Annotated in this window: 23 protein-coding genes, 1 tRNA gene and 1 pseudogene; 9 read left to right on the forward strand and 16 right to left on the reverse strand. The window is 67.5% G+C overall.

All coding sequences use genetic code 11. From position 1 onward, the window contains the following. The first annotated feature begins 132 nt into the window (after positions 1 to 132). Positions 133 to 209 (forward strand) — tRNA-Arg (locus Q0O97_RS02225). 61 nt (positions 210 to 270) lie between these two features. Here Q0O97_RS02225 and Q0O97_RS02230 read toward each other — a convergent pair. Then, positions 271 to 1,494 (reverse strand): saccharopine dehydrogenase family protein, encoded by a 1,224-nt coding sequence (locus Q0O97_RS02230; RefSeq protein ID WP_294924219.1) that lies wholly within the window; start codon positions 1,492 to 1,494, stop codon positions 271 to 273. 32 nt (positions 1,495 to 1,526) lie between these two features. Next, the gene (nspC, locus tag Q0O97_RS02235) at positions 1,527 to 2,627 is read right to left on the reverse strand and encodes a carboxynorspermidine decarboxylase (RefSeq protein ID WP_294924222.1); all 1,101 of its coding nucleotides are present in this window, start codon (positions 2,625 to 2,627) and stop codon (positions 1,527 to 1,529) included. A gap of 187 nt (positions 2,628 to 2,814) precedes the next feature. Here nspC and Q0O97_RS02240 point away from each other — a divergent pair, with 187 nt between their 5' ends. After that, a complete protein-coding gene (locus tag Q0O97_RS02240) occupies positions 2,815 to 3,651 on the forward strand; it encodes a BadF/BadG/BcrA/BcrD ATPase family protein (RefSeq protein WP_294924225.1) in 837 nt (278 codons plus the stop codon). A 7-nt stretch (positions 3,652 to 3,658) separates the two neighbouring features. On the opposite strand, the gene Q0O97_RS02245 is transcribed toward Q0O97_RS02240, so the two are convergent. Then, positions 3,659 to 4,117, reverse strand: a complete 459-nt coding sequence (locus Q0O97_RS02245; protein ID WP_294924228.1) for an Rrf2 family transcriptional regulator — start codon at positions 4,115 to 4,117, stop codon at positions 3,659 to 3,661. A gap of 182 nt (positions 4,118 to 4,299) precedes the next feature. On the opposite strand from Q0O97_RS02245, the gene Q0O97_RS02250 reads away from it, so the two are divergent. Continuing rightward, entirely contained in the window at positions 4,300 to 4,959 is a 660-nt protein-coding gene (locus tag Q0O97_RS02250; protein WP_294924231.1) for an alpha/beta hydrolase, read from the forward strand. Between the two features lie 37 nt (positions 4,960 to 4,996). Here the strand turns inward: Q0O97_RS02250 and map are convergent, their stop codons facing one another. Continuing rightward, positions 4,997 to 5,800, reverse strand: coding sequence for a type I methionyl aminopeptidase (map, locus tag Q0O97_RS02255; protein ID WP_294924233.1), 804 nt, complete (start codon positions 5,798 to 5,800; stop codon positions 4,997 to 4,999). Positions 5,801 to 5,912: 112 nt separating this feature from the next. On the opposite strand from map, the gene Q0O97_RS02260 reads away from it, so the two are divergent. Together Q0O97_RS02260 and Q0O97_RS02265 are read left to right on the forward strand one after the other, a co-directional pair. After that, positions 5,913 to 6,653 (forward strand): molybdopterin-binding protein, encoded by a 741-nt coding sequence (locus Q0O97_RS02260; protein ID WP_294924236.1) that lies wholly within the window; start codon positions 5,913 to 5,915, stop codon positions 6,651 to 6,653. Next, the gene (locus Q0O97_RS02265) at positions 6,650 to 7,360 is read left to right on the forward strand and encodes a GNAT family N-acetyltransferase (RefSeq protein ID WP_294924239.1); all 711 of its coding nucleotides are present in this window, start codon (positions 6,650 to 6,652) and stop codon (positions 7,358 to 7,360) included. Before Q0O97_RS02260 ends, Q0O97_RS02265 begins: the two co-directional genes overlap by 4 nt. Here Q0O97_RS02265 and Q0O97_RS02270 read toward each other — a convergent pair. From Q0O97_RS02270 to cls, 5 genes and pseudogenes are all read right to left on the reverse strand, one after another. Then, a complete protein-coding gene (locus tag Q0O97_RS02270) occupies positions 7,348 to 7,758 on the reverse strand; it encodes a hypothetical protein (RefSeq protein WP_294924242.1) in 411 nt (136 codons plus the stop codon). The two genes, Q0O97_RS02265 and Q0O97_RS02270, sit on opposite strands and share 13 nt — an antisense overlap. A 45-nt stretch (positions 7,759 to 7,803) precedes the next feature. Then, positions 7,804 to 8,588, reverse strand: a pseudogene (locus Q0O97_RS02275) (DUF6478 family protein). Between the two features lie 10 nt (positions 8,589 to 8,598). Beyond that, positions 8,599 to 10,335 carry a dihydroxy-acid dehydratase gene (ilvD, locus tag Q0O97_RS02285; RefSeq protein ID WP_294924247.1) on the reverse strand — a complete coding sequence of 579 codons (1,737 nt, stop codon included), beginning with the start codon at positions 10,333 to 10,335 and terminating at the stop codon, positions 8,599 to 8,601. Between the two features lie 91 nt (positions 10,336 to 10,426). Then, the gene (locus tag Q0O97_RS02290; RefSeq protein WP_294924250.1) at positions 10,427 to 10,750 is read right to left on the reverse strand and encodes a 4a-hydroxytetrahydrobiopterin dehydratase; all 324 of its coding nucleotides are present in this window, start codon (positions 10,748 to 10,750) and stop codon (positions 10,427 to 10,429) included. 37 nt (positions 10,751 to 10,787) lie between these two features. Then, on the reverse strand, positions 10,788 to 12,215 hold the full coding sequence (gene cls / locus Q0O97_RS02295; protein WP_294924253.1) for a cardiolipin synthase: 1,428 nt from the start codon (positions 12,213 to 12,215) through the stop codon (positions 10,788 to 10,790). Positions 12,216 to 12,302: 87 nt separating this feature from the next. On the opposite strand from cls, the gene accD reads away from it, so the two are divergent. Both accD and Q0O97_RS02305 read left to right on the forward strand, forming a co-directional pair. After that, complete coding sequence (gene accD, locus Q0O97_RS02300; RefSeq protein WP_294924256.1) at positions 12,303 to 13,262, forward strand: acetyl-CoA carboxylase, carboxyltransferase subunit beta; 960 nt, start codon at positions 12,303 to 12,305, stop codon at positions 13,260 to 13,262. A gap of 106 nt (positions 13,263 to 13,368) precedes the next feature. Continuing rightward, the gene (locus Q0O97_RS02305) at positions 13,369 to 14,646 is read left to right on the forward strand and encodes a folylpolyglutamate synthase/dihydrofolate synthase family protein (RefSeq protein WP_294924259.1); all 1,278 of its coding nucleotides are present in this window, start codon (positions 13,369 to 13,371) and stop codon (positions 14,644 to 14,646) included. A gap of 119 nt (positions 14,647 to 14,765) precedes the next feature. Here Q0O97_RS02305 and Q0O97_RS02310 read toward each other — a convergent pair whose 3' ends face one another. The 7 genes from Q0O97_RS02310 to Q0O97_RS02340 all read right to left on the reverse strand — a co-directional run bounded on the left by Q0O97_RS02310 (position 14,766) and on the right by Q0O97_RS02340 (position 22,125). Next, positions 14,766 to 15,392: a LysE family translocator gene (locus Q0O97_RS02310; protein WP_294924262.1), complete on the reverse strand. Its 627-nt coding sequence runs from the start codon at positions 15,390 to 15,392 to the stop codon at positions 14,766 to 14,768. A gap of 111 nt (positions 15,393 to 15,503) precedes the next feature. Further along, the gene (gene zapE, locus Q0O97_RS02315; RefSeq protein ID WP_294924265.1) at positions 15,504 to 16,625 is read right to left on the reverse strand and encodes a cell division protein ZapE; all 1,122 of its coding nucleotides are present in this window, start codon (positions 16,623 to 16,625) and stop codon (positions 15,504 to 15,506) included. Between the two features lie 36 nt (positions 16,626 to 16,661). After that, the gene (locus Q0O97_RS02320) at positions 16,662 to 17,972 is read right to left on the reverse strand and encodes an MFS transporter (RefSeq protein ID WP_294924268.1); all 1,311 of its coding nucleotides are present in this window, start codon (positions 17,970 to 17,972) and stop codon (positions 16,662 to 16,664) included. Between the two features lie 95 nt (positions 17,973 to 18,067). Beyond that, the gene (locus tag Q0O97_RS02325) at positions 18,068 to 19,339 is read right to left on the reverse strand and encodes a F390 synthetase-related protein (RefSeq protein WP_294924270.1); all 1,272 of its coding nucleotides are present in this window, start codon (positions 19,337 to 19,339) and stop codon (positions 18,068 to 18,070) included. Next, the gene (locus Q0O97_RS02330) at positions 19,336 to 20,163 is read right to left on the reverse strand and encodes an MBL fold metallo-hydrolase (RefSeq protein ID WP_294924273.1); all 828 of its coding nucleotides are present in this window, start codon (positions 20,161 to 20,163) and stop codon (positions 19,336 to 19,338) included. Before Q0O97_RS02330 ends, Q0O97_RS02325 begins: the two co-directional genes overlap by 4 nt. Further along, positions 20,150 to 21,112, reverse strand: a complete 963-nt coding sequence (locus tag Q0O97_RS02335) for an NAD-dependent epimerase/dehydratase family protein (protein ID WP_294924276.1) — start codon at positions 21,110 to 21,112, stop codon at positions 20,150 to 20,152. The genes Q0O97_RS02330 and Q0O97_RS02335 overlap by 14 nt, the downstream gene beginning before the upstream one ends. Positions 21,113 to 21,123: 11 nt before the next feature. Further along, the gene (locus Q0O97_RS02340) at positions 21,124 to 22,125 is read right to left on the reverse strand and encodes a beta-ketoacyl-ACP synthase 3 (protein ID WP_294924279.1); all 1,002 of its coding nucleotides are present in this window, start codon (positions 22,123 to 22,125) and stop codon (positions 21,124 to 21,126) included. 106 nt (positions 22,126 to 22,231) lie between these two features. Between Q0O97_RS02340 and Q0O97_RS02345 the strand changes: the two genes are divergently transcribed. Together Q0O97_RS02345 and Q0O97_RS02350 are read left to right on the forward strand one after the other, a co-directional pair. Then, positions 22,232 to 22,825, forward strand: coding sequence for a TetR/AcrR family transcriptional regulator (locus tag Q0O97_RS02345; protein WP_294924282.1), 594 nt, complete (start codon positions 22,232 to 22,234; stop codon positions 22,823 to 22,825). Further along, a complete protein-coding gene (locus tag Q0O97_RS02350) occupies positions 22,822 to 23,853 on the forward strand; it encodes a sulfotransferase (RefSeq protein WP_294924285.1) in 1,032 nt (343 codons plus the stop codon). Before Q0O97_RS02345 ends, Q0O97_RS02350 begins: the two co-directional genes overlap by 4 nt. The last annotated feature ends 13 nt before the right edge of the window (positions 23,854 to 23,866 follow it).

A 23,866-nucleotide genomic window follows, 5' to 3' on the forward strand; every position in this document is an offset into this window, starting at 1 on the left:
GCGAAGCGTCAGCGGGCGGTGGGGGCGTTTCAGGGGCATGGGCGCCTCGTGTCAAATAAAGCATCGTTAGCGCGATCAGCCACGGGCCACAACCTTGCCATCCCACCCGATCAGGTGCAAAAAGGCGCTGGCGGCCCCGTGGCTCAACTGGATAGAGCAGCCCCCTCCTAAGGGGCAGGTTACAGGTTCAAGTCCTGTCGGGGTCACCATGAAAACCGGCATATGCGAAAACCGGCGCCCTGGGGCGCCGGTTCGCATATCGGTGCAAGGTTACAGCGGATGGTCGCCGGTGGCGTCGATGACGCGGGTGGGCAGGCCCAGCTTGCCCAGCAGTTCGAGGAAGGGCCTTGCGGGCAGGTCCTCGACGTTGACCATCTTCTTGACGTCCCATTCGCCCCGCGCGATCAGGATCGCTGCCGCGACCGGGGGAACGCCGGCTGTATAGCTGATGCCCTGGCTGCCGACCTCGTTATAGGCGTCCTTGTGATCGGCGGTGTTGTAGATGAAGACCTCGCCCGGCTTGCCGTCCTTCGTGCCCTTGACCAGATCGCCGATGCAGGTCTTGCCCTGATAATCCGGCGCAAGGCTGGCGGGGTCGGGCAGGACGGCCTTGACCAGTTTCAGCGGCACGACCTCCAGCCCCTCGGCGGTGGTGACGGGCTGTTCGGACAGCAGGCCAAGGCTGTTCAGCACGGTAAAGACGTTGATGTAATGGTCCCCGAAGCCCATCCAGAAGCGCACGTCCGAATCGGGATAGCGCGCGGACAGGCTGTGGATCTCGTCATGGCCCGACAGATAGGCGGTGCGCTTGCCGACCACGGGCAGGTCCCATTCGCGACCGACCTCGAACATGCGGTTCTGCTTCCACTCGCCGCCCTGCCAGGAATAGACGGTGCCGGTGAATTCGCGGAAGTTGATTTCGGGGTCGAAATTCGTGGCGAAATAACGGCCATGCGAACCGGCGTTGATGTCCACGATGTCGATGCTGTCGATCTTGTCGAAATATTCGTCCTCGGCCAGCCGCGCATAGGCATTGACCACGCCCGGATCGAAGCCCACGCCCAGGATGGCGGTGACGCCTGCATTTTCGCAGGCCTCGCGCTTTTTCCATTCGTAATTCGCATACCAAGGCGGGGTTTCGCAGATCTTGGAGGGGTCTTCGTGGATGGCCGTGTCCATATAAGCCGCGCCGGTCTCGATACACGCATCCAGCACGGTCATGTTGACGAAGGGCGAACCGACGTTGATGACGATGGCGATGTCATGCGCGGCGATCAGACCGGCCACAGCCTTGCTGTCCATCGCATCCAGCGCATGGCTGGTGAATTCGGCCTGATGGCCCTTGTCCCTGATACTGGCGATGATCTCATCCGCCTTGGATTGCGTTCGGCTGGCGATATGCAGCGCGCCGAATTCGGCGGCGTTCTGCGCGACCTTGTGCGCCGTCACCTGAGCGACGCCACCCGCGCCGATGATGAGAACATTCTTTGCCAATTCAGTCTCCTTGCTTTGCTGGCTGAACAGGGTCAGGACAGGCTGTCCTTGTAGTCGTCATAGGTAAAGCTGCGGATCAGCCGGGTTTCGCCGCCTTCATCGCGGATCGCGATGGCGGGCATGTTAACACCGTTGAACCAGTTTTTCTTGACCATCGTGTAACCGGCGGCATCCGCGATGCTGATGCGGTCGCCGATCTTCAGCGGCTGCGCGAAACGCGCGTCCCCGAAGATGTCGCCCGCAAGGCAGGTCTTGCCCGCGATCTGGTATTCATGCGCGCCCTCTTGCGGCAGTTTCGCGGTTTCGCGATAGATCAGCAGGTCCAGCATATGCGCCTCGATGGAACTGTCCACGATGGCGACCTGCTTGCCGTTGTCGATCAGGTCCAGCACCGTGACTTCGAGGCTGGTCGAGTTGGTGATGCTGGCCTCGCCCGGTTCCAGATAGACCTGCACGCCGAAACGATCGGCGAAGGCGCGCAGCCGCCGGGCCAGATCGTCCAGCGGATAGCCCTCGCCCGTGAAATGGATGCCGCCGCCAAGGGAAACCCAGTCCAGTTTTTCCAGGAAGGCGCCGAATTCGCGCTCGATCCGGGTCAATTGCTGGTCGAACAGCGCGAAATCGCCGTTTTCGCAGTTGTAATGGATCATCACGCCGCTGATGCGGTCCAGCGCGGCGTTCAGGCGCGCCGGATCCCATTCACCAAGGCGGCTGAACGGACGCGCCGGGTCGGCGAGGTCGAATCCGCTGGTCGAAAAGCGCGGGTTCAGCCGCAGCCCGGTCGCGATGCCTGCCGCCTTTTCGCCGAATCGGTCGAGCTGGCCAAGGCTGTTGAAGATGATCTTGTCGGCGTAGCCGATGGCCTCGTCGATCTCATGATCCGCCCAGGCGACGGAATAGGCGTGGGTTTCCTTGCCGAACTCCTCGCGCCCCAGCCGCAATTCGAACAGCGAAGACGAGGTGGTGCCGTCCATGAAGGGCCGCATGAAGTCGAAGGCCGACCATGTGGCGAAGCATTTCAGCGCCAGCAGGCACTTCGCCCCGGACGCCTCGCGCAGATGGGCGATCCGCTCCATGTTCCGGCGCAGTCGGGCCAGGTCGATGAGGTAATGGGGCGTCTGAAGATCCGTCATCGGCGAACACCTTGGTAAACTGCTCGGAAAGGCGCGATATAGGGGCAGTAGCATGGTTTCGCAAGGAAGCGTAACGACCGGGTGACAGCGGCGCGAATTGGCCGCCCTGCCCCGTTGCGGGGGTTTCGCGGCTTCTGCTAGCAAGGAAAGGCCGGGCCTTTCGCCCGGCGCGAAGAAGGGGTTGGGGATGGAGTTCTTTCTGGGTCTGGACGGCGGCGGGACCGGATGCCGGGCGGTGCTGGCCGACCTGCGGGGGCACGAGATCGGGCGGGCCGAGGGCGGGCCTGCCAATATCAATTCCGATCCCCAGGGGGCGCTGGCGACGATCCGCCAGGTGGCCGCGCAGGTGCTGGACGGGCGCGATCCGGCGCAGGTGACCGCCTGCCTGGGGCTGGCGGGGGCCAATATCTCGAACGCGGACGAATGGCTGGTGCCGCTCTTGCCCTTTGGGCGGGCGCGGGTGGTCCATGACGCGACCACCTCGGTCGCGGGGGCGATCGGGATGGATGACGGCATCGTCGCGGCGATCGGGACCGGCTCGGTCCTCTCGCGGCAGTTGGCCGGGCGGGTGCTGACCATCGGCGGATGGGGCATGCACCTGGGCGACGAGGCCAGCGGCGCGTGGATCGGCCGCCACCTGATGACACGGGCCTTGCATGCGCTGGACGGGCTGGTGCCCGACAGCCCCCTGACCACCGCGCTGCGCCAAGACATGGGGGGCGCGCAAAGCATCGTCGAGTTCGCGCAATCCGCCCCGCCTGCCGAAATCGCCAGAGTCGCGCGGCGGATACTGGACGCCCCCGACGACCCCGCCACGCAAGAGGTGCTGGCCAAGGCCGACACCTACCTGCTGCGCGCCATCGACCGCTTGCAGGAAGGCGCGGCGCTGCCGGTGACCTTCACCGGGGGGCTGGGGCCGGTCTTTGCCGAAAGGCTGGGTGCGGGGATGGAGCTGCGCGCCGCGCGCGGCACGGCGCTGGACGGCGCGCTGTTGCTGGCGCGCCGGATGGGCGGGGCAGGCTAAGGGGGGACTAGTCGTCCACCACCGCCAGGATCTGCGGCAGCGCCGGGCAGGGCAGCAACTGGTTGCGGGCGACATCGGCCAGCGTGTGGTTGTGCAAAAAGACATAGACATGCGCCGACAGGCTTTCCCACAGCCGGTTCGACAGGGTCTGCGCCCGCGATCCCGACACGCCCCCCGTCACGCCCGCGCCGACATGCAGCGCGCTGACGGTTTCATCGACGGCCTCCAGCACCTCGGCCACGCGCACCTCGCTTGGCGGGCGGGCCAGCCGGTAGCCGCCGCCGGGACCGCGCACCGATTCGACCAGCCCGGCGCGGCGCAGCCGGACGAAAAGCTGTTCCAGATAGGGCAGCGAGATATCCTGACGCTGCGAAATCTCGGCCAGCGAGGTCAGGTCGTCGGGCTTGGCGATGGCCAGATCGACCAGCGCGACCATCGCGTAACGGCCCTTGGTGGAAAGCTTCATTCTCACATCCTCTCAATTCGCGCGCAAACGCGGGGGTGCAGCAAGATTGACGGCGGGGCGCGCTTCGGGCTAAGCGGCCAAAGCTGTCCTGCCGTCGCTTGCGTTCCACATGCGTGCTTCCCAGATATTCGTCTAAAGCCGCACCGTCCGAGCGTCAAGAAATCCGAGTTTGAAGGAAGTCCATGCCTGAACTGATTTTCCCCGGTCCCGAAGGTCGCCTGGAAGGGCGCTACCACCCCCAGTCCAAGCCCGATGCGCCCATCGCCATCGTGCTGCATCCTCACCCCCAATTCGGCGGGACGATGAACAACCGGGTGGTCTACAACCTGCATTATGCGTTTCACAACATGGGCTTTACCGTCCTGCGCTTCAACTTCCGGGGCGTGGGCCGCAGCCAGGGCGAATTCGACCAGGGCATCGGCGAGTTGTCCGATGCGGCGTCCGCGCTGGACTATCTGCAAGCGATGAACCCCAATTCCAAGCATTGCTGGGTCGCCGGCTTCAGCTTCGGCGCGTGGATCGGGATGCAGCTTCTGATGCGCCGCCCCGAGATCACCGGCTTCGTCAGCGTCGCGCCGCCCGCGAACATGTATGATTTCAGCTTCCTCGCGCCCTGCCCCTCGTCGGGGCTGATCATCAACGGCACCGCCGACCGCGTGGCGCCCGCACGCGACACCCATTCGCTGGTCGCCAAGCTGCGCGAGCAGAAGGGCATCACCGTCAGCCACGAGGAAGTCGAGGGCGCGGACCACTTCTTCCGCGACGACGAGGCGCATATGAAGCCGATGATCCAGACCGTCCAGACCTATGTGCGCCGCCGCCTGACGGAAACGACGCGCTGAAAGGCGGCCCAAAGGCGCGGGGCCGGACCCGCGCCTTTCAGCCCATCGCGGGCAGAAACAGCCCGCCGGGCGAGAGGGTGAATATCTCGCACCCGTCCGCCGTCACGCCGATGGAATGCTCGAACTGCGCCGACAGCGACTTGTCGCGGGTCACGGCGGTCCAGTCGTCGGCAAGGATCTTGGTCTCGGGACGGCCGAGGTTGATCATGGGTTCGATGGTGAAGAACATCCCCTCCTCGATCACCGGGCCTTTGCCGGGGCGGCCATAATGCAGCACGTTCGGCGGTGCGTGGAAGGTCCGGCCAAGCCCGTGGCCGCAGAAATCGCGCACCACCGACATGCGCTGGCCTTCGGCATGGGACTGGATCGCATGGCCGATGTCGCCGAAGGTGGCGCCGGGGCGGACAGCCTCGATCCCGCGCATCAGGCTGTCGTGGGTGACCTGGATCAGCCGCTCGGCCTTGCGGCTGGCGCGGCCTGCGACATACATCCGGCTGGTGTCGCCATACCAGCCATCCACGATCACCGTCACGTCGATGTTCAGGATATCGCCGTCCTTCAGCACCTTGTCGCCCGGAATACCGTGGCAGACGACATGGTTCACGCTGATGCAGCTTGCGTGCTGATAGCCGCGATATCCGATCGTGGCGCTGGTGCTGCCCAGTTCGGTGACGCGGCGGTTTATGAAATCGTCCAGCTCGCCCGTGGTGACGCCGGGGGCGATCAGCGGCCCGACCTCATCGAGGATCTGCGCGGCGACCTGCCCGGCGGCATGCATCCCCGCGAAATCATCGGGGTTGTGGATGCGGATACCCTCTTTCGTCAGCCTGCCGTCGTTCATCGCGTCCTCGCATTCATGGTCAGGCCACAGATAGACCCCCAAGGGCACTTGTTCCAGCCCCTGACGCGGACCTATACCTTTATGCGGGACGAACAGCTTGGGAAATCGGCAGATGCAATCGGACAACCCCACCGCGGCCATCCTCGTGATCGGCGACGAAATCCTGTCGGGCCGCACGCGCGAGGGCAATGCCCATTACCTGTCTCAGGTCCTGAACAGCATCGGCATCGACCTGCGCGAGGTCCGCATCGTCGCCGACGATCAGGACCAGATCGTCGCCGCGATCCGGGCGCTGGACAATTCGCTTGGCGGGGCCTGGGACATGCTGTTCACCAGCGGGGGCATCGGGCCGACCCATGACGACATCACCGCCGACGCGGTGGCCAAGGCGTTCGGCACCGGCATTTCCATCAACCCCGAGGCGCGCGCCATCCTGGAAAGGAACTGGGGCAGCCGCGGTGTCGAGGTGACCGAGAACCGCCTGCGCATGGCCCGCATCCCCCACGGCGCCGCGCTGATCGAGAACGGGGTTTCCGCCGCGCCGGGTTTCCGCATCGGCAATACCTACGTCATGGCGGGCGTGCCCGAGGTCTTCAAGGCGATGGTGGAATCCGTCCGCCCCGGCCTTGCCACGGGCCGCGCCACCGTCAGCGAGGCGCTGGAGGTCCTGCGCCCCGAATCCGACGTGGCCGACCCCCTCCGCGAAGTGGCGGCGGAGTTCGCGGACCTCTCGCTAGGGTCATATCCGTTCAAGCGCGGCGACCGCTATGGCACCAGCCTGGTGATCCGGGGGCTGGACCAGACCCGCGTGACCGATGCGATGACGCGGTTGCGCGAAAGGCTGGCCCTGTGATCGGCGACGCCGCGCTGCGCCTCGCCTTTGAAGAAACATGGCCCGCCGCCGAATACCGCGATGCGGGCGGCTTTCGCGTCGGACGGGGGCTTGGCGCGGGCGGGCGGGTCGGCTCGGCCCGGCCGCTGGACGGCTGGACGCCCCAGGGGATCGAAGCGGCCATCCGCCAGCATCGCGAATGGGACCAGCCGCCGCTGTTTCGCGCCGCGCAGGACGACCTGCCGCTGGCCGAAGCCTTGCGCACACGCGGCCTTGCCCCCTCCAGGCCCACCGCCGTCATGCAGATCGCGGCTGGGCGCCTGACCGATGCCACGCCGCCGCCCCTGACCGCGCTGCGCAGTTGGCCGCCGCTGGCGATCCAGTCCCGGATCTGGTCCGAGGGCGGCATCGACGATGCCCGGCAGGCCGTGATGCGGCGCACCGCCCTGCCCCGCAGCGCAATCCTGGGGCGGATCCGCGACCGCGCGGGCGGCGCGGCCTTCGTCGCGGTGGCGGGCGATGTCGCCATGCTGCACGCGCTGGAAATCGCGCGGGACGCGCGCCGCCTGGGGCTGGCGCAATGGCTGGTGCGCGAGGCGGGCTTCTTCGCTGCCGAGAACGGCGCCTCGCGGTTGGCGCTGGCGGTGACGCTAGCGAACCGGCCCGCCGTGGCGCTATACGAAAAGCTGGGGTTCGAGCAGGTCGGGGTCTATGATTACTGGTCCTGACCCTGCCCGCGCCCCGGATTCAGGGCGATACGGCGGAATTCGCGCTTGAGCAGCTCGATTTCCGTCTTGAGCAGGTTTATTTCCGCCAGCAGGTCCTGATCCAGCACCCCGCCCGCCATCAAGGGCAGCGTGGCAAGGCGGATCGCGCCGGGCAGGGGCGGCCCGGCCCCTTCGCCCTCATCGGCAAGCAGGACGAAGCTGTGGACGCCCTCGGCCAGCCGCTCGGGCGGGATGGCGACGGCAACGCGCCAGCCCCGGTCGCCTTCGTCGGTCAGGCGGGCGGGGGCGACGGTTTCGCCCAGATGGGTCAGGATCACGCGCCGCGGCGGCTGGGGCGCTTGCAGCAGGCCCTGCCAGACCCCGCCCTTGAAGCTGATCGTCTCGAACTGGTCGGTCATCCGAAATTCCCCTGCGGGCTTGTCCGGCCCGCCTGAAAGATTGTGTCAAAAATCCGCGCGCAAATGGCGCGACATGAAAAGTTCGCGTATTTCCAAAGCGTTCATATGGGGTGATTCAAAGATCAGGTCGATCCAGCACTTTTCCAGGCGCTTCTCGTTGATCTCGGTATAGGCCAGGTCGAACTCGACCACATGGCGGCTTTCGGCCCCCGGTCCCAGCATGCCAAGCGGATGCGTGACCTGATCGGTATTCGGCCCGTTCGCGACGTTCAGCCGCGCATAGACGCCCATCTCGCGCTCCAGCACCAAGCCGGTTTCCATGCGCAGAATATGGCTTTGGGTCAGCCCCTCCAGCGCGCCGTCGGGCAGATCGAAGGACACGGCAAGGTAGTTGCCGGCAAAGCCGAACACCTCCATCCGCAGCCCGAAGGGCGACAGGTCGGTGGCGCGCAGGTTGGGCACCTGCTCCAGGATCAGCGCACGTTCGGGGCAATCGTGCCAGACCGCCGCCTGACCCCCAAGCGTCGCGCCGTTTTCCGGCGCGGCAATGCAGAAGGCCGGATCTGCGCGCTGAGGAAATCGGGCCGCCAGCGCCAGTCCGTGCCCACGGGCAGGTGCAGCGCGTCCAGTTCCTCGCGCGCCAGTTCGTTGCGCCGGTCGGTCCGTATCAGGAACAGGTCCAGCTTGCGCCGCAGCGCGAAGGCATGTTCGCGCAGCAGCCTCTTGCGGGCCATGCCCAGACCCTCGCCCGAAACCGCAAGTTCGCTCCACCCGCGATAGGCCCTTTCGCGGGTTACGCGGTCCAACCACTTGCGCGGGCGAAATGCCATGCCGTCTTCCTTACTGGTCCATATAGACGTGCGTTTCCTTTTCCGCGCCCGGATGGGTCACGGCTCCGAATCGCGCCTTGCCGACAAGCTGGGCATATTTCCACAGCGCACCGGATTCGTAATCGGTCCTGCGCGGGCCTTTCCATTCGGCCTTGCGCCGTTCCAGTTCCGCATCCGACAGGGCGACGGAAATCTCACCTTTGACCGCGTCGATGGTGATCATGTCACCGTTTTGCAGAAGCGCGATCGGTCCACCATGCGCCGCCTCGGGGCCGACATGGCCGACGCAGAAGCCGCGCGTGGCGCCCGAAAAGCGCCCGTCGGTGATCAGCGCGACCTTCTTGCCCATGCCCTGGCCCGAAAGCGCGGCCGTGGTGGCCAGCATTTCACGCATTCCCGGCCCGCCTGCGGGGCCTTCGTTGCGGATGACGAAGACGTCGCCTTCCTTATACTGGCGGTTCTGGACGGCGTCAAAAGCCTCTTCCTCACATTCGAAGACCAGCGCGGGGCCGGTAAAGACCTGGTCCTGCGCCGCCATGCCCGCGACCTTGACGATGGCCCCGTCGGGGGCAAGGTTGCCCTTCAGGCCGACGACGCCGCCGGTGGCGGTGATCGGGGTCTCGACGGGGTGGATCACCTTGCCGTCGATCTCGCGCGTGATCAGGTCCAGTTCCTCGCCCATCGTGCGGCCTGATGCGGTCAGGCAATCCTCGTGGACCAGCCCGGCCTTGCGCAATTCGCGCAGGACCAGCGGCACGCCGCCGACCTCGTAGAGGTCCTTGGCGACATATTCGCCGCCCGGACGCAGGTTCACGAAATAGGGCGTGTCGCGGAAGATGTCGCAGACGTCGAACAGGTCGAAGTCGATCCCGGCCTCATGCGCGATGGCGGGCAGGTGCAGCCCGGCATTGGTCGAGCCGCCCGTGCAGGCGACCACGCGCGCGGCGTTTTCCAGCGCCTTGCGGGTCACCACGTCGCGGGCGCGGATGTTTTTCTCGATCAGGTTCATCACCGCCTCGCCCGAGGCCAGCCCGTATTGATCGCGCGATTCGTAGGGCGCAGGCGCGCCCGAGGAATTCATCAGCGCCAGCCCGATCGCCTCGGAGACGCAGGCCATCGTGTTCGCGGTATATTGCCCGCCGCAGGCCCCCGCGGACGGGCAGGCGACACGTTCCAGAATTTCAAGCTCGGCATCCGACATGTTCCCGGCGGCATGCTGGCCGACCGCCTCGAACACGTCCTGGACCACGACATCCTTGCCGTTCAGCTTGCCCGGCAGGATCGAGCCGCCGTAGATGAACACGCTCGGCACGTTCAGCCGCACCATCGCCATCATCATCCCCGGCAGCGACTTGTCGCAGCCCGCAAGCCCCACCAGCGCGTCGTAGCAATGGCCGCGCATGGTCAGTTCCACCGTATCGGCGATGGCATCGCGCGATGCCAGCGAGGACCGCATCCCCTCATGCCCCATCGCGATGCCGTCGGTGACGGTGATGGTGGTGAATTCGCGCGGGCAGCCCCCGCCTTTCTTCACGCCCTGCTTGACCGATTGCGCCTGGCGGTTCAGGGCGATGTTGCAGGGCGCGGCCTCGTTCCAGCAGGTGGCGACGCCGACCCAGGGGGAATGGATCTCATCCTCGGAAATCCCCATGGCGTAGAAATAGCTGCGATGCGGCGCGCGGGCCGGCCCCTCGGTCACATGGCGGGAGGGCAGGCGGGACTTGTCGAAACGCTGGTTCGTGCTCATCGGTTACTCCTGGCTGGGCGCTCTGGCTTGCCAAGAAGCGATATTCCCCCGCAAAGCAAGGTGCAAGCCTTTGACCGGCTTTCCGCCCGAACTAGGCGACCGCATTCAGCCGGGCGGCGCAAATCAGGTCGTTGCGCGTGACACCCTGCGCCGAATGGGTGGTGAAGGTGACGCGGCAGTAACCCCAGCCATAGGCGATATCGGGGTGATGGCCCGCCATCTCGCCTATGCCGCCAGCCAGCCCGGCGATCACCTGCGCGCGGGCAAAGTTACGGGTCTCGAACGCGCGCCGGATGGCCTTGCCGCCGTTGCAGGCCGCCCAGCCTTCCAGCCCCGCCAGCGCCTGCTCAAGCTGCGCGGCGGAAATGGGCGCCGCGTCCTGAACGATCGTTTCCCTTGCAAGATCTTCCGTCATCCGCCGTTCCTTTCGCGATGGTTTCGCCGCCAGCCTATCACAAGAGCGGGCTGGCAAGCGCCAGCAGGTTGTTGCGCAACCGCCGCCAGACCGACCAGCGCAGGACCTCGATGCGCAAAAGCGGGCGGGACCGCTCGACATAGCTTTGCTGGCGTTCGTCCAATTGGGCCACCAGTTCCTCGTCCAGGATCAGCATGCTGATCTCGTAATTGATCTCGAAGCTGCGGCGGTCCATGTTCGCGCTGCCGACCATCGCCACGCAGCCGTCGATGCTGATCGCCTTGGTGTGCAGCAGGCCGGGGCGGAACAGGTAAAGCCGCACCCCGGCGGCCAGCAGGCCGTAATAGAAGCCTTCGCTGGTGCCGGCGACGATGAAGGAATCGTTGCGCTCGGGCAGGATCATGGTGACCGCGACCCCGCGCCGGGCGGCGGCGCGGATGGCGGCGTCCAGCGCGTTGTCGGGAACATAATAAGGCGTCGTGATGGTGATGCGTTCGCGCGCGCCGTGGATCATCGTCGCCATGCAATCCGAGATCGAGCCTTGCCGCAGGTCCGGCCCTGTGCCCACCACCTGCGCGATGGTGCCGGGAGTGCGCACCGCCTCGACGGATTGCAGCATGCCGCCCAGGTCCTCGCCGGTGTAGCTCATCCAGTCTTGCAGGAACAGCGCCTGCATCTGGCGCACGACCGGGCCTTCGACCCGCAGCAGGATATCGACCCAGGGCGCATAACGCGGCTTGATCGCAAAGGCCTTGTCCGAGCAGTTGCGGCTGCCCGAAAAGCCCATGCGGTTGTCGATCACCACGATCTTGCGGTGATTGCGCAGGTCCATGCGCTGGAAAAGCGCGCCGATGACCGGCAGGCCAAGGGGCAGCGCGATGACGCATTCGACCCCGGCGGCCTTCATCCGCGACCAGGTCTCGGACCATGTGAAGGCGCGCGAACCGATGGCGTCCACGATCACCCGCGCCTTGACCCCGCGTTCGGCGGCGCGGATGGCGGCCTCGGCCATCTTGCGGCCCGATACGTCGTCCAGCCAGATGTAGAACAGGATATGGACGTGTCCCTTTGCCTCGTCGATGGCCGCCACCATGTCGTCGATGGCGCTGTCCTCCTCGGACAGCAGCTCGACCCGGTTGCCCGAGACGGCCTCGAACCCGCCGGTGGCGCGGGCGGCGGCGACCATCGGCGCGGCATAGCCCAGCCCCTCGTCCACGCTGTGGCGGCTGCGCTGCCACAGGCCCGACAGGTGGTCGCGCACGTCGGCCATGCGCTGGACCTCGGCCCCGCGCATCCTGATCTCTCCGAAAAGGACATAGGCGATGATGCCGATCAGCGGCACCAGCTCGACCACCAGGATCCACGACAGGCGGACGGTCGGCTCCAGCCGGGGCCTGAGCAGGACCCGGACCGAGACCAGCAAGGCCGCAGCGTAATGCAGAAGGGCGGTTCCATCCGTCAACATCATTCGCCTTTACTATGGCGGCCTGCGGAATTGCAATTCCGCGCCGCGCGGCCTATCTGTCGAAGCGACCGCAGCGAAAGGCCAACGATGAACTGGATCACGAATTACGTCCGCCCGCGCATCAACTCGCTTTTCTCGCGCCGCGAAGTGCCCGAGAATCTGTGGACGAAATGCCCCGAATGCGGAACGATGCTGTTTCACCGCGAACTGGCGGAAAACCTGAACGTCTGCACGAATTGCGACCATCATCTGGCGATCACCCCGCGCGAACGCTTTGCCGCGCTGTTCGACGGCGGCGTCTTTCTTGAGGTCAAGGTGCCCGAACCGACCGCCGATCCGCTGGGGTTCCGCGACCAGAAGAAATACCCCGACCGCATGAAGGCCGCGCAGAAAACCACCGGCGAACACGAGGCCATGCTGGTCGCCGAAGGCGAGATCGGCCGCACCCCGGTCGTGGCGGCTGCGCAGGATTTCGCCTTCATGGGCGGCTCGATGGGGATGTATGTCGGCAATGCCATCATCGCGGCGGCGGAACGCGCGGTCGCGCTGCATCGCCCGCTGGTGCTGTTTTCGGCAGCCGGGGGGGCGCGGATGCAGGAAGGCATCCTGTCGCTGATGCAGATGCCCCGCACCACGGTTGCCGTGCAGATGCTGAAAGAGGCGGGCCTGCCCTATATCGTCGTGCTGACCCACCCCACGACCGGCGGCGTCACCGCCAGCTATGCCATGCTGGGCGATGTCCAGATCGCCGAACCCAACGCGCTGATCTGCTTTGCCGGGCCGCGCGTGATCGAGCAGACCATCCGCGAAAAGCTGCCCGAGGGTTTTCAGCGCGCCGAATACCTGCTGGAACACGGGATGCTGGACCGCGTCACCCATCGCAAGGACATGCGCGACGAACTGACCACCATCCTGCGCCTGCTGCTGCGCCAGCCCGCCGCCGTCACCGCCGACCTGCCCGCGCCCGAGCCGGTGGCCGAGGCGCAGCCCGACGCCGGGGGGGCGGCACCCGCGCCCGCCGAAACCGCGCCCGCCAAGGCGGACTGAACCGCACGCCCCTGCAAAGGAGGGGCGAAGCCCTGCGCGGCCCCATTGAGGGGCCTTCAGGGCTGAGGGGCAAGCCCCTCGTCACCTCTTGCCGCAACGGTGCCACATGACCGCCTCCAGCCCCTCGGACGCCATCCTCAACCGCCTGATGTCGCTGCACCCCAAGGTGATCGACCTGTCGCTGGACCGGATGCATCGCCTGCTGGCCGCGCTTGGCCACCCCGAGCGGCGCATCCCGACCGCGATCCATATCGCGGGGACGAACGGCAAGGGGTCCACCCAGGCGATGATCCGCGCCGGGCTGGAATCGGCGGGGCTGCGAGTCCATGCCTATACCTCGCCGCATCTGGCATGGTTTCGCGAACGCATCCGGCTGGCGGGCGATCTGATCGGCGAGGCCGAACTGGCCGCCACGCTGGAAGAATGCGAGACCGCGAACGGCGGCCAGCCCATCACCTTCTTCGAGATCACGACCGCCGCCGCCTTCCTGGCCTTTTCCCGCACGCCCGCCGATTTCACGCTGCTTGAGGTCGGGCTTGGCGGGCGGCTGGACGCGACGAATGTGATCACAAATCCCCGCCTGACCGTGATCACACCCGTTTCCGTCGATCACACGCAATATCTGGGCGAGACCCTGCCCGAGATCGCGGGCGAAAAGGCGGGCATCCTGAAACGCGGCGTGCCCTGCATCGTCGCCCCCCAACCGCCCGAGGCGCGGGCCGTCATCGAGGCGCGGGCCGAGGCGCTGTCGGCCCCGCTGCATATCGCCCGGCAGGACTGGGAGTCCCGGCGCGAGGGCGATTCGCTGGTCTTTCAGGACGGCGACGGGCTGATGGACCTGCCCCTGCCCGTTCTGCCCGGACCGCATCAGATCGAGAATGCGGGCACCGCTATCGCCGCCCTGCGCGCACTTGGATATGGGCGGATCGAGGCGCGCGCCGCCGTCACCGAAGCCGAATGGCCCGCCCGGATGCAGCGCCTGACGCACGGCCCGCTGACCCAGGCCGCGCCGGGGTCCGAGATCTGGCTGGACGGCGGCCACAACCCCGCCGGGGGGCAGGCCGTCGCCGCGACGCTGGCCGCGCTGCCGCCGCGTCCGCTGCATCTGGTCTGCGGGATGCTGAACACCAAGGACGTCGCGGGCTACATGCGCCCCTTGGCGCAGGCCGCGCAAAGCCTGACCGCCATCGCGATCCCCGGCGAGCCGAACACCCTGCCCGCGCAGGAAACCGCCGCCCATGCCGCCAGCCTGGGCCTGGCCACCACCACCGCCCCCGATGCGCAGGCCGCCGTCGCGCGGATCGCCCAAGGCCATCCCGGCGCGCGCATCCTGATCTGCGGATCGCTCTACCTCGCCGGTCGCATCCTGCGCGAAAACGGCTAGGGGCCGCGCGTTCCGGACGACACGCGTCAAGGCAGCATTGATTCAGGCGGGCAAAGCCACCCGCCATCGCAGACCGACGGTGTCCGGCGGGAGGCGGGGCCGTGATGTGCGTTTGAGCCCTAAGCGGTCGGTCGCCTTGCTGCTGCGAGAAGCGCGCCGAATGCAATCATGGTGCTGCCGCTGACGCGGTTGATCCAGCGCAGGCCACGCGTATTCCGCATCAGCCCTGAAAGCCGGGTTCCGGCATAGGCGTAGAGGGCGATTGCCAGCATTTCCAGAGCAAGGAAAATGGCCCCGAGGACCATAAAACTGCCCCAGTAATTCGTCGCATCCACAAACTGCGGGAAGAAGGCCGTGAAGATCAGGATCGCTTTCGGGTTTCCGATGGCGACCAGAAATTCCTGCCGGATGAACCCACGAACCCCATACCTGCCAAATTCCGGATTTTCCGCAGGCAGTTCCGCCTCGGAGCGCAGAATCTTGATACCGAGCCAGACAAGATAGGCTGCGCCCAGAAACTTCACGACCGTAAATGCGATTTCAGAGGCCATGAGCAATGCGCCCATGCCAAGCGCGGTGACGGCGATCATCATGATGAACGCGATGAGGCGGCCCACCGCAGCGAACAAAGCGGTCTGCAAACCACACCGCGCGCCGATTGTCATCGAGAGCAGGTTGTTTGGTCCGAATGCCATGTTCAGCGCAAAACAGGCCGGCACAAACAGGAGCAGGGTTTCCAAGGGCATCGCGTCTCCGTTAGCTTCTTTTAAATCTCTTCGGTTTGTCTATGACCGCTCCCCGTCCCGCAGAGCAGACGCCCGGATCACTGATTCATCAGGTCCCGCCCATTCGGGTGATCAGGCATGGTCTCCGGCATCGCGATTGCCCCAGTTGGCGTCGCGCATCTCGTGCAGGCGGCTGGCGGTACGCTCGAACTCGAACGCGCCCGTGCCTTCGGCATAGAGCCGTTCGGGTTCGTCCGCCGCGCTGGCGAACAGGCGCACCTTCGCCTCATAGAGGGCGTCGATCAGGGTGACGAAGCGCCGCGCCTCGTTGTAGTTCGACTGGCCAAGGCGGGGAATCGCGTCGATGAAGATGACGTCCAGCGCGTCGGCCAGCGCAAGGTAGTCGGCGGCGCCAAGCGGACGCCCGCACAGGTCCCAGAAGCCAGCGCGCCCGATGCGGTCCACATGCCGGGGGATCTGCACCTCGCGCCCCATCACCGGCAGGATCAGCGGGGCGGCGGGCTGGCCGCCGGTCAGCCGCGCCCAGATCCGGTCCAGCGCGTGGCTGGCGGCAAGATCGGCGGGGGTGAACCAGATCTGGCCGCCCTCGTCGCGGTTCTGGCGGTGGTCCTGGTCGCTGACCAGCTCGACCACCTCCATCCTGTCGCGGATCAGCGCGATGAAGGGCAGGAAAAGCTGGCGGTTGAGACCGTTCTTGTACAGGTCCTCGGGCACCCGGTTCGAAGTGGTGACAATCATCACCCCCCGGTCCAGCAGCACCTGGAACAGCCGCCCCACGATCATCGCATCGGCGATGTCGGTGATCTGCATCTCGTCGAAGCACAAAAGCCGCGTCTGGTCGGCGACCTGGTTGGCGACCGGCAGAACGACGTCCTGAACGCCGGTCTTGCGCACGCGGTCCAGCCCCGCCTGGATTTCCTGCATGAATTCGTGGAAATGGACACGCCGCTTGGCAGGGGTCGGCGCGGCCTCGATGATCAGGTCCATCAGCATGGACTTGCCGCGCCCGACGCCGCCCCACAGGTAAAGCCCCTTGGGCGCGGGCGCCTGCGCGGCGGGCTTGCGCGACAGGCGCGACAGCCAGCCGCCGCGCGCGGATGGCGCGGGCGACTGCTCCAGCCGCGCGATCACCGCGTCCATCGCGGGCAGGACCGCCTGCTGCGCCGGATCGGGTTGCAATCCGCCCGAGGCGGTGCGGGCATGGTAAAGCTGTGATACGCTGCTCATGCGCATTCCCTGCCAAACTCGCCGCACCGCCGCAAGGGGGCGTCAGCCGATCGAGACGTTGCGCGTCTCGACCCGGATCAGCAGCGTCATCACCGCCCCCAGCACCAGAAGCGCCGCGAAAAGGCCGATGGCGACGCCGAAGCCCTGCGCGATCACGCCCCCCAGCATCGAGGGCGCCAGCAACCCGCCAAGCCGCGCCACCGCGCCCGCCGTGCCCATGCCGGTGCCGCGCAGCCCGGTCGGATACAGTTCCGGCGTAAAGGCGTAAAGCGCGCCCCAAGCGCCCAGGAACGCAAAGCTCATCAGCAGAAGCGAGCCTCCGACCATCGCCGTGCCGCTGGCCACCGTGAACAGGAAGCAGCCAAGCGCGCTGAGGATCAGGAACAGTTGCAGCGTCGGAAGGCGGCCCCATTTCTCGACCCCATAGGCGGCCAGCGCATAGCCAGGGATCTGCGCCAGCGCCATCAGGACAAGGAAGCCGTAGCCGCGCACGAAGCCGAAGCCTTCGTTCGCAAGCTGCGGGGGCAGCCAGACGAAAACGCCGTAATAGGACAGCGACACCAGGAACCAGACCGCCAGGATCGCGATGGTGCGGGTGCGAAGCTGCGCGCCGAAGATGCCCTGCGGGTGGCTTTCGACCGGGGCGGGAACGATGCGGACGCTGGCGGGCAGCGGCTCGGCCCGGTTCACGCGCAGCACCTTGTCGACGACCTGCCGCGCCTCGGCGTCGCGGCCCGTGCGCAGCAGATACATCGGCGATTCGGGCACCCACAGGCGCAGCCCCGCGCCGACCACGGCGGGGATCGCCGCGATGAAGAAGATCCAGCGCCATGCCTCGTCGCTGTATTGGCTGGCGATCCATGCGGTCACGGCGATGATGATGGTGCCCACGGCCCAGAAGCCTTCCAGCCAGACCAGCCAGCGGCCCCGGTTCTTCGGCGGCAGGAACTCGGCCATCATGGCGTAATCGACGGGCAATGTGCCGCCCACCGCCACCCCGGTCAGGAAACGCAGCGCGACAAGGATGCCGAAGCTGGGCGCAAAGACCGACAGCATCCCGAACACCGCCTCGGCCGAGACGGTCAGCAGCAGCACGTTGCGCCGCCCGATCCGGTCTGCGATCCGGCCAAAGACCGAGGCGCCGACGAACATGCCCAGAAAGAACAGCGTGCCGGTCAGCAGCGCCTCGGGCACCGTCAGCCCGAATGTCGCCGCGATCGAGGCCGCCGTGAATCCGATCGCGATCACCTGCATCGCGTCGGCGGTCCAGACCAGTCCGAAAATCCCCAGAAGCCGGGCCTGGAACCGCCCCGCGCCCCCGCGCGACAGCGCATCGTCGATCATCATGTCCATTGAGTGTCCCTTCCGCATGGCAGCAAAGCAAACCGATGGGCGAGGCATCACATCAGTTGACGCGATGTCAAGATGGTTTGAGGACAAGGGCCGGATCAGGGCAACGCGACGACCCGCCGCCGCTTGGGTGCCGTTTCGACGGGCAGGCCGCTGTGCAGCGTCAGCGCGGGCAGCGTGCAGCCGTGGCGCGCGGCCAGCCTGGACAGGCTTTCGCGCAGGTCCGTGGCCGCCTGCGTGGGCCGGTCGGTGTCCAGCCAGACGTGCAGGCTGCGCTGGCCGTGCTGGATCGCGCGATAGTCCCGCACCGGCACCGGCAGCAGCGCCACCGCCTGCCGGATCGCGTCCGAGGGGATCATGCGCAGCCCGCCCTGCGCGGCGGGCCACCACAGGATGTCATCCGCCCGCCCCTCGATCCTCGCAAGCCGCACCGAGGCGCAGCCGCAAGGGCAAGGCGCCGGGTCGGGCACCAGCACGTCGTCCAGCCGATAACGCAGGATCGGCAGCGATTCACGGGTGAAATCGGTGATGACCGGGCAGAAGGCGCCGGTATCCAGGTCGATCACGTCGCGGTCGAAGCGGATGAAACGCTCGTTCAGGTGCAGGCTGCCGGCCCGGCAGGTGTAGCCCAGCACCCCCTCGGTGCATTGATAGACCTGATCGACCGGAACGCCGAAGGCACGGCGGATCAGGGCGGCGTCCTCGGGCGACAGGACCTCGGCGACCGAGATGATGCGGCAGGGGCGCAGGCGCAGCGCGCGGGCCTCTTGCGCTTGGGCCAGCAGGCACAGGATCTGCGCGGGCGCGATCAGCACGGTCGGGTCCTGCGTGGCCAGCCGGGGGATGTGGCCCTCGAACGTGTCCAGCAGGTCGTAGAAACGGAACTGCATCAGCGCATTGCCAAGCGTTTCATACAGCGCATTGTTCGCGCGCAGGAAAAACGCGATCCTCTGGCGGCGCAGCAGGGGCTGCGGCCAGAACCGCCCCAGCATCACCCCGGCCCATATCGCGCGCTCGCGCCGGTTGGTCAGGAACAGCCCCCGCTGGCCCGAGGTGCCGGTGGACAGCCCCACCGCGACCTGTCCGATCATCGGGGAAAAATCGCGGCTTTCCTCGGCTTTCGTGGCGACGTCCAGCGCCTGTTCAAGGGTGATGCCGCAGGTGTTGATGGCGGTGAAATCGCGCATCATGCGGGATTTGTCCATCAGCGGCCAGTCCTCGACCGGGCGGTCGGCCAGGGGCGCATAAAGGGGGGACCGCCCCATGATGCGGCGGCGCAGGCGGTCCATCCCCCGCGCCTGGTGGTGGGCGACGGCATCGCGGTCGGGAAAACCCGCGCCATAGCGCGCCTGCCAGAAACTGCGGATCATCGCTTGTCCTTTCGCGCAAGCGCCTGCGGGCAATGCGCAGGCAGAAGGGTGATCTCGGGGCGCTGGCGCATCAGCCCGCGCAGCGCGGCGAAGGTGGCAAGATAGGCGGCCGCATCGCCAAGCCGCGCCAGCGTCCAGCGCGGCGGGGGCGTGTCGCGGCGCAGCGCCTCCACGCTCCAGGCCGCGTCGGCGATCAGGAACAGCGGCCCGTGCGAAGAGCGCGGCAGGAACAGCCCATGCTGGTCGTCGCCATGCCCCGGCAGCGGGACCAGCAGCAGGTCGCCCTGCCCGGTCACGTCGCGGACAGGGCCGAAGCCGGCGAAGCCGGGCGGCGGCGCGGCCTGCGGCAGGTCGTGGAAGAACTGCGCCGGCAGGGCCAGCAGCCTGTCGCGCAGCAGGCGCGGACAACCGGCCTTCAATGCCTGCACCCGCGACATGGCGCCAAGCCGTGCCAGCGCATCCCCCGACAGCAGGACGGGCGGCGTGGGGTCCAGGTCGAACAGCCCCGCGACGTGATCGGCATGCAGATGCGACAGGATGACCAGCGACGGCGGCTGGCCGCCAAGGGCCTTGGGAAGGCTTTCATGCGGGTCCAGCCGCACGGGGGTGGTCCAGCGATAGGCGCGCTCGGGCAGGGCGCGGGTCGCGTCGAAGAAGGCGCGGCCATAGCCGGTGTCGAACAGCACCCGCCGCCCGTCGGGCAGGCCGATCAGCGCAGCCCCCGCCGGAAAGCGCGCCATGCGCAGCGCCCCGCCCCGGCGGGTCGCGAAATCGGGGCCTCGGCATTCACCGATGCGCAGGGGCGTGACCTCAGGCACGGGCATAATCCTGCACCCCCTGTTCCAGCGAAACCCGCGGGGCATAGCCCAGCACCTGGCGCGCGGCGGAAATGTCCAGCGTCAGGCTGCGGCCAAGCGAGGCGACGGCCTGCCGGGTCAGCACCGGCTCGGCCTGCGGACGAAAGGCGCGGTGGAACCCCTCCAGCCCCGAGGCCAGCGCCATCGCCAGGCCATAGGGCAGCCGCCTTTCGCGCGGGTCCAGCCCCAGCACCCGCGCCGCCATCCGCGCCAGATCGCGAAAGCGATATGCCTGCCCCGAGGTGATATTGAACGCCCGACCGCCTGCCCGCTCGGCGGCCTGCGCGGCAAGATGCATCGCGCGGGCGGCGTCGCTGACATGGGTCACGTCGATCAGGCTGTCGCCGCCGCCGATCAGGGGCAGCGTACCGCGCCGCATCGCCTGTTCCAGCCGGGGCATCAGCGCGCGGTCGCCCTTGCCATAGATCGCGCGAGGACGCAGCGCGACGGTGCGAAACCCCGGCGCATCGGCATCCAGCACCGCGCATTCCGCCTGGAACTTCGTGCGCGCGTAATCGGTGGCGAAACGGGCGGGCAGCGGGGCGTCCTCGGGCAGGTCCAGCCGGTCGGTCCCGTCGGCGTAGATGCTGGGGGACGAGGCAAAGACGAACCGCCCGACCCCCGCCAGCCGCGCGGCACCCAGCAGGTGCTGCGTCGCGGTGACGTTGATCGCCTGGAAATCGGCGGCGCGGCCCCATGCGGTCGAAAGCGCCGCGCAGTGATAGACGGTCCGCACCCCGCGCAGATGCGGCAGCAGCGGCTGCGGATCGCGCAGGTCCAGCGGCAGGAAGCGCGCGCCCTTGCGTTCAAGCGCCGCGCCTGCCACGGGGTCGCGGCCCTGCGCCGTGACCTCGACCCCCTGGGCCAGCAGCAGATCCACCAGCGCGGCGCCGAGGCAGCCGGTCGCTCCGGTCACCAGCGCGCCCATCAGTAGCGCACCACCATGCCGCCGATGGACACCCCGGCCGAGGTGCCAAGGATCAGCGCAAGCTGGCCGCGCTTCAGCCGCCCCTCGGTCACGGCGGCATCCAGCGTGATGGGGATCGAGGCCGCGATCTGGTTGCCGTGGCGCGCAAAGGTCATCATCACGCGGTCCGGCGGCAGGCCCAGCCGGGCAAGCCCGTGCTGCAAGGCCAACCCGCTGGCCTGATGGGGCACGATACAGGCCAGGTCGGACATGGCGACCCCGGCATCGCCCAGCAGGCGGCGCAGGAATCGCGGCAGATGGCGGGCGGCAGCGCGAAAGGCGGCCTGCCCGTCCATGCGGAAATAGGACGCGCGGGCGGCCGCCTGCGGATCGACGGCGGCGGAAATCCGGGTGCCGCCGCCTTCCAGCACGCAGGCGTCGCGAGCATCGCCATAGGTCTCGAACCGGCTGGAAAGGATGCCCCCGTCCCCGCCCTCATCCGCGCCCAGGACCACCGCCGCCGCGCCGTCGCCGAAGATCGCCGCCGTGTCGGGTTCGTCCCAGTCCAGCCCGACCGAGGCGATATCGGCGGCAAAGACCAGCACCCGCCGCGCCTGCCCCGAGGCGATCTTCATCGCCGCCAGGTCCAGCGCCTGCACGAAGCTGAGGCAGGTCGCATTCACGTCATAGGCCGGTATCCCCGACGCCCCCAGCCCCAGCCGCGCCTGGACCAGCGTGGCGGTCGAGGGGATCGCCTGCTCCATCACGCCGCAACCGCCAAGGATCAGGTCCAGGTCCTGCGGGTGCAGGCCCGCGCGCTCCAGCGCCTGCCGCGCGGCGGCCTCGGCCATCATCGAACTGGTCTCGGGGCCTTGCGCGACATGGCGGGCACCCAGCCCGTAGCGGGCCTGCGTATGGCCCGCAGGCCAGCCCATGCGCGCGTCGATCTCATCCGAGGCGACGCGCCTTTCGGGCAGGTATTTCCCCGTTCCCAGGATGCGCAATCCGTTCACAGGCGACATGACACTCATCTGGCTCACCATTATTGAACACCGTTCATTAACAACTTGACCCAGCCCGCCAACTGCGTCAAGCTAATTTTTGAACAGTGTTAATTAAAGGTGCCGCATGAGCCGCCCCCAACGTCTCCCGCGCGAGGAATTGCGCCAGTCCATCCTTGAAACCGCCCGCGAGATCCTGCGCCACGAAGGGGTCGAGGGCCTGAGCGCGCGCGCCATCGCCCGGCGCGTGGGCTATACGGCGGCCTCAATCTACAATGTCTTCGATTCGATGTCCGACCTGTTGATGGAGGTCAACCGCGATACGCTGGCCCGGATCGGATCGCTGTTTGCGCAACTGCCGGCCACGGGCACCCCGCGCGACCGGCTGCATCGGCTATGCGGCGAATACATCCGCTTCATGCAGGACAATCCCGCCCTTTTCGGCGCGCTTTTCGGCGGCACCCGCCAGCGCGAGGCCTTTCCCGACTGGTATGTGCAGGCGATCCGCGCGCTTCTGGGCCAGGTCGGCGGCCTACTGCGCGAACACGCCCCCGCGCTGGACGAATCGCAGGCGATGGAACTGGCCGAACAGCTTTATGTCGCGATCCACGGCACGCTGGCGCTGGACCTCGGGCGGCGGCTGGACCTGGTGACGGGCCAGAGCGCGCAGGGCATCGCGGGGGCGATGCTGGACGCGGTGCTGGCGCGCTATCCGTCGTGACGGCTCTCGTCCTTGGCTCGGCCCGCTGCGGCTCGACGCTGGTGTCGCGGGTCATCCGCATGCATCCCGAGCTGCTCAGCCTGTCCGAGGTCTTTTCGACCGCAGGTCCCCATGCCTTTCCCCAAGGCCAGATCAGCGCCGCCCGGTTCTGGCGCGGGCTGTCGCGGCCCACGCGGTTGGGTGCGGCGATGGGAAACCCGACCCGCGCACCGGACGAGTTTCTCTATGGCGCGCAATCCGATTGCCGCTTCGATCCGCATTTCTGTCCACCCATTCTGTCCGTCGCCCTGCCCCATCTGAGCGACCGGCCCGACGCGCTGTTTCACTGGCTGGGCCAGGTCGCCCTGCAAGCCCCGCGCCAGGATGCGGGCGCGCATTACCGCGATCTGTTCGGCGCACTGGCGCAGCGCATGGGCCGGCGGGTCTGGGTCGAACGCTCGGGCGGGTCGGTGGTGGCGGCGGCGACGCTGCAAGAAATGTTTCCGCAGGCGCGCTTCGTCTGGCTGACCCGCAACGGTGCGGATACGGTGCTGTCGATGCGCGACTATCCGGCGGCGCGGATGGCGGTCTGGATGTGGAAGCGGCTGCGCCCGCTTGGGCTGGACCTGCTGGCGCCGGGCGGCCACTATGGCCGCGCCGGGGTCTGGCGCTGGTTGCAGGCGGCGGGCGGCGTGATGCCCAAGGCGTCTATCCTGGACCGCCGCCCCGATCTGGCCGATGTGGCGGCATTCTGGTCGCATATGATGATCCGGGGGGCGCAGGCGATGGCGGCGATCCCGCCGGGCCGGATCCTGCACCTGTCCTATGAATCGCTGACCCGCGACCCCGCCGCCCAGCTTGCCCGGCTTGGCGATTTCCTGGCGGGCAGCGCGCCCGAGGACTGGCTGAGGCGCGCCGCCGCCCTGCCCCGCACCCGCCCCAGCCGCGCCGATGCCCTGCCCGCGAACACCCGCGCCCGCCTGCTGGACGCCTGCGCACCGGGCGAGGCCGCCGTGCGCGACCACGTCCGGCGCCTTGCCGGGGGATGAGTCCGCCGCCGCC

The sequence above is a fragment of the uncultured Paracoccus sp. genome (assembly GCF_945915435.1).
GTDB lineage: Bacteria > Pseudomonadota > Alphaproteobacteria > Rhodobacterales > Rhodobacteraceae > Paracoccus.

Coding starts and splice junctions, on each gene's coding strand:
- nspC (WP_294924222.1), bottom strand. CDS start 2,627: ATGACGGATCTTCAGACGCCCCATTACCTCATCGACCTGGCCCGACTG.
- Q0O97_RS02240 (WP_294924225.1), top strand. CDS start 2,815: ATGGAGTTCTTTCTGGGTCTGGACGGCGGCGGGACCGGATGCCGGGCG.
- Q0O97_RS02245 (WP_294924228.1), bottom strand. CDS start 4,117: ATGAAGCTTTCCACCAAGGGCCGTTACGCGATGGTCGCGCTGGTCGAT.
- Q0O97_RS02250 (WP_294924231.1), top strand. CDS start 4,300: ATGCCTGAACTGATTTTCCCCGGTCCCGAAGGTCGCCTGGAAGGGCGC.
- map (WP_294924233.1), bottom strand. CDS start 5,800: ATGAACGACGGCAGGCTGACGAAAGAGGGTATCCGCATCCACAACCCC.
- Q0O97_RS02260 (WP_294924236.1), top strand. CDS start 5,913: ATGCAATCGGACAACCCCACCGCGGCCATCCTCGTGATCGGCGACGAA.
- Q0O97_RS02270 (WP_294924242.1), bottom strand. CDS start 7,758: ATGACCGACCAGTTCGAGACGATCAGCTTCAAGGGCGGGGTCTGGCAG.
- ilvD (WP_294924247.1), bottom strand. CDS start 10,335: ATGAGCACGAACCAGCGTTTCGACAAGTCCCGCCTGCCCTCCCGCCAT.
- Q0O97_RS02290 (WP_294924250.1), bottom strand. CDS start 10,750: ATGACGGAAGATCTTGCAAGGGAAACGATCGTTCAGGACGCGGCGCCC.
- cls (WP_294924253.1), bottom strand. CDS start 12,215: ATGTTGACGGATGGAACCGCCCTTCTGCATTACGCTGCGGCCTTGCTG.
- accD (WP_294924256.1), top strand. CDS start 12,303: ATGAACTGGATCACGAATTACGTCCGCCCGCGCATCAACTCGCTTTTC.
- Q0O97_RS02305 (WP_294924259.1), top strand. CDS start 13,369: ATGACCGCCTCCAGCCCCTCGGACGCCATCCTCAACCGCCTGATGTCG.
- Q0O97_RS02310 (WP_294924262.1), bottom strand. CDS start 15,392: ATGCCCTTGGAAACCCTGCTCCTGTTTGTGCCGGCCTGTTTTGCGCTG.
- zapE (WP_294924265.1), bottom strand. CDS start 16,625: ATGCGCATGAGCAGCGTATCACAGCTTTACCATGCCCGCACCGCCTCG.
- Q0O97_RS02320 (WP_294924268.1), bottom strand. CDS start 17,972: ATGGACATGATGATCGACGATGCGCTGTCGCGCGGGGGCGCGGGGCGG.
- Q0O97_RS02325 (WP_294924270.1), bottom strand. CDS start 19,339: ATGATCCGCAGTTTCTGGCAGGCGCGCTATGGCGCGGGTTTTCCCGAC.
- Q0O97_RS02330 (WP_294924273.1), bottom strand. CDS start 20,163: ATGCCCGTGCCTGAGGTCACGCCCCTGCGCATCGGTGAATGCCGAGGC.
- Q0O97_RS02340 (WP_294924279.1), bottom strand. CDS start 22,125: ATGTCGCCTGTGAACGGATTGCGCATCCTGGGAACGGGGAAATACCTG.
- Q0O97_RS02345 (WP_294924282.1), top strand. CDS start 22,232: ATGAGCCGCCCCCAACGTCTCCCGCGCGAGGAATTGCGCCAGTCCATC.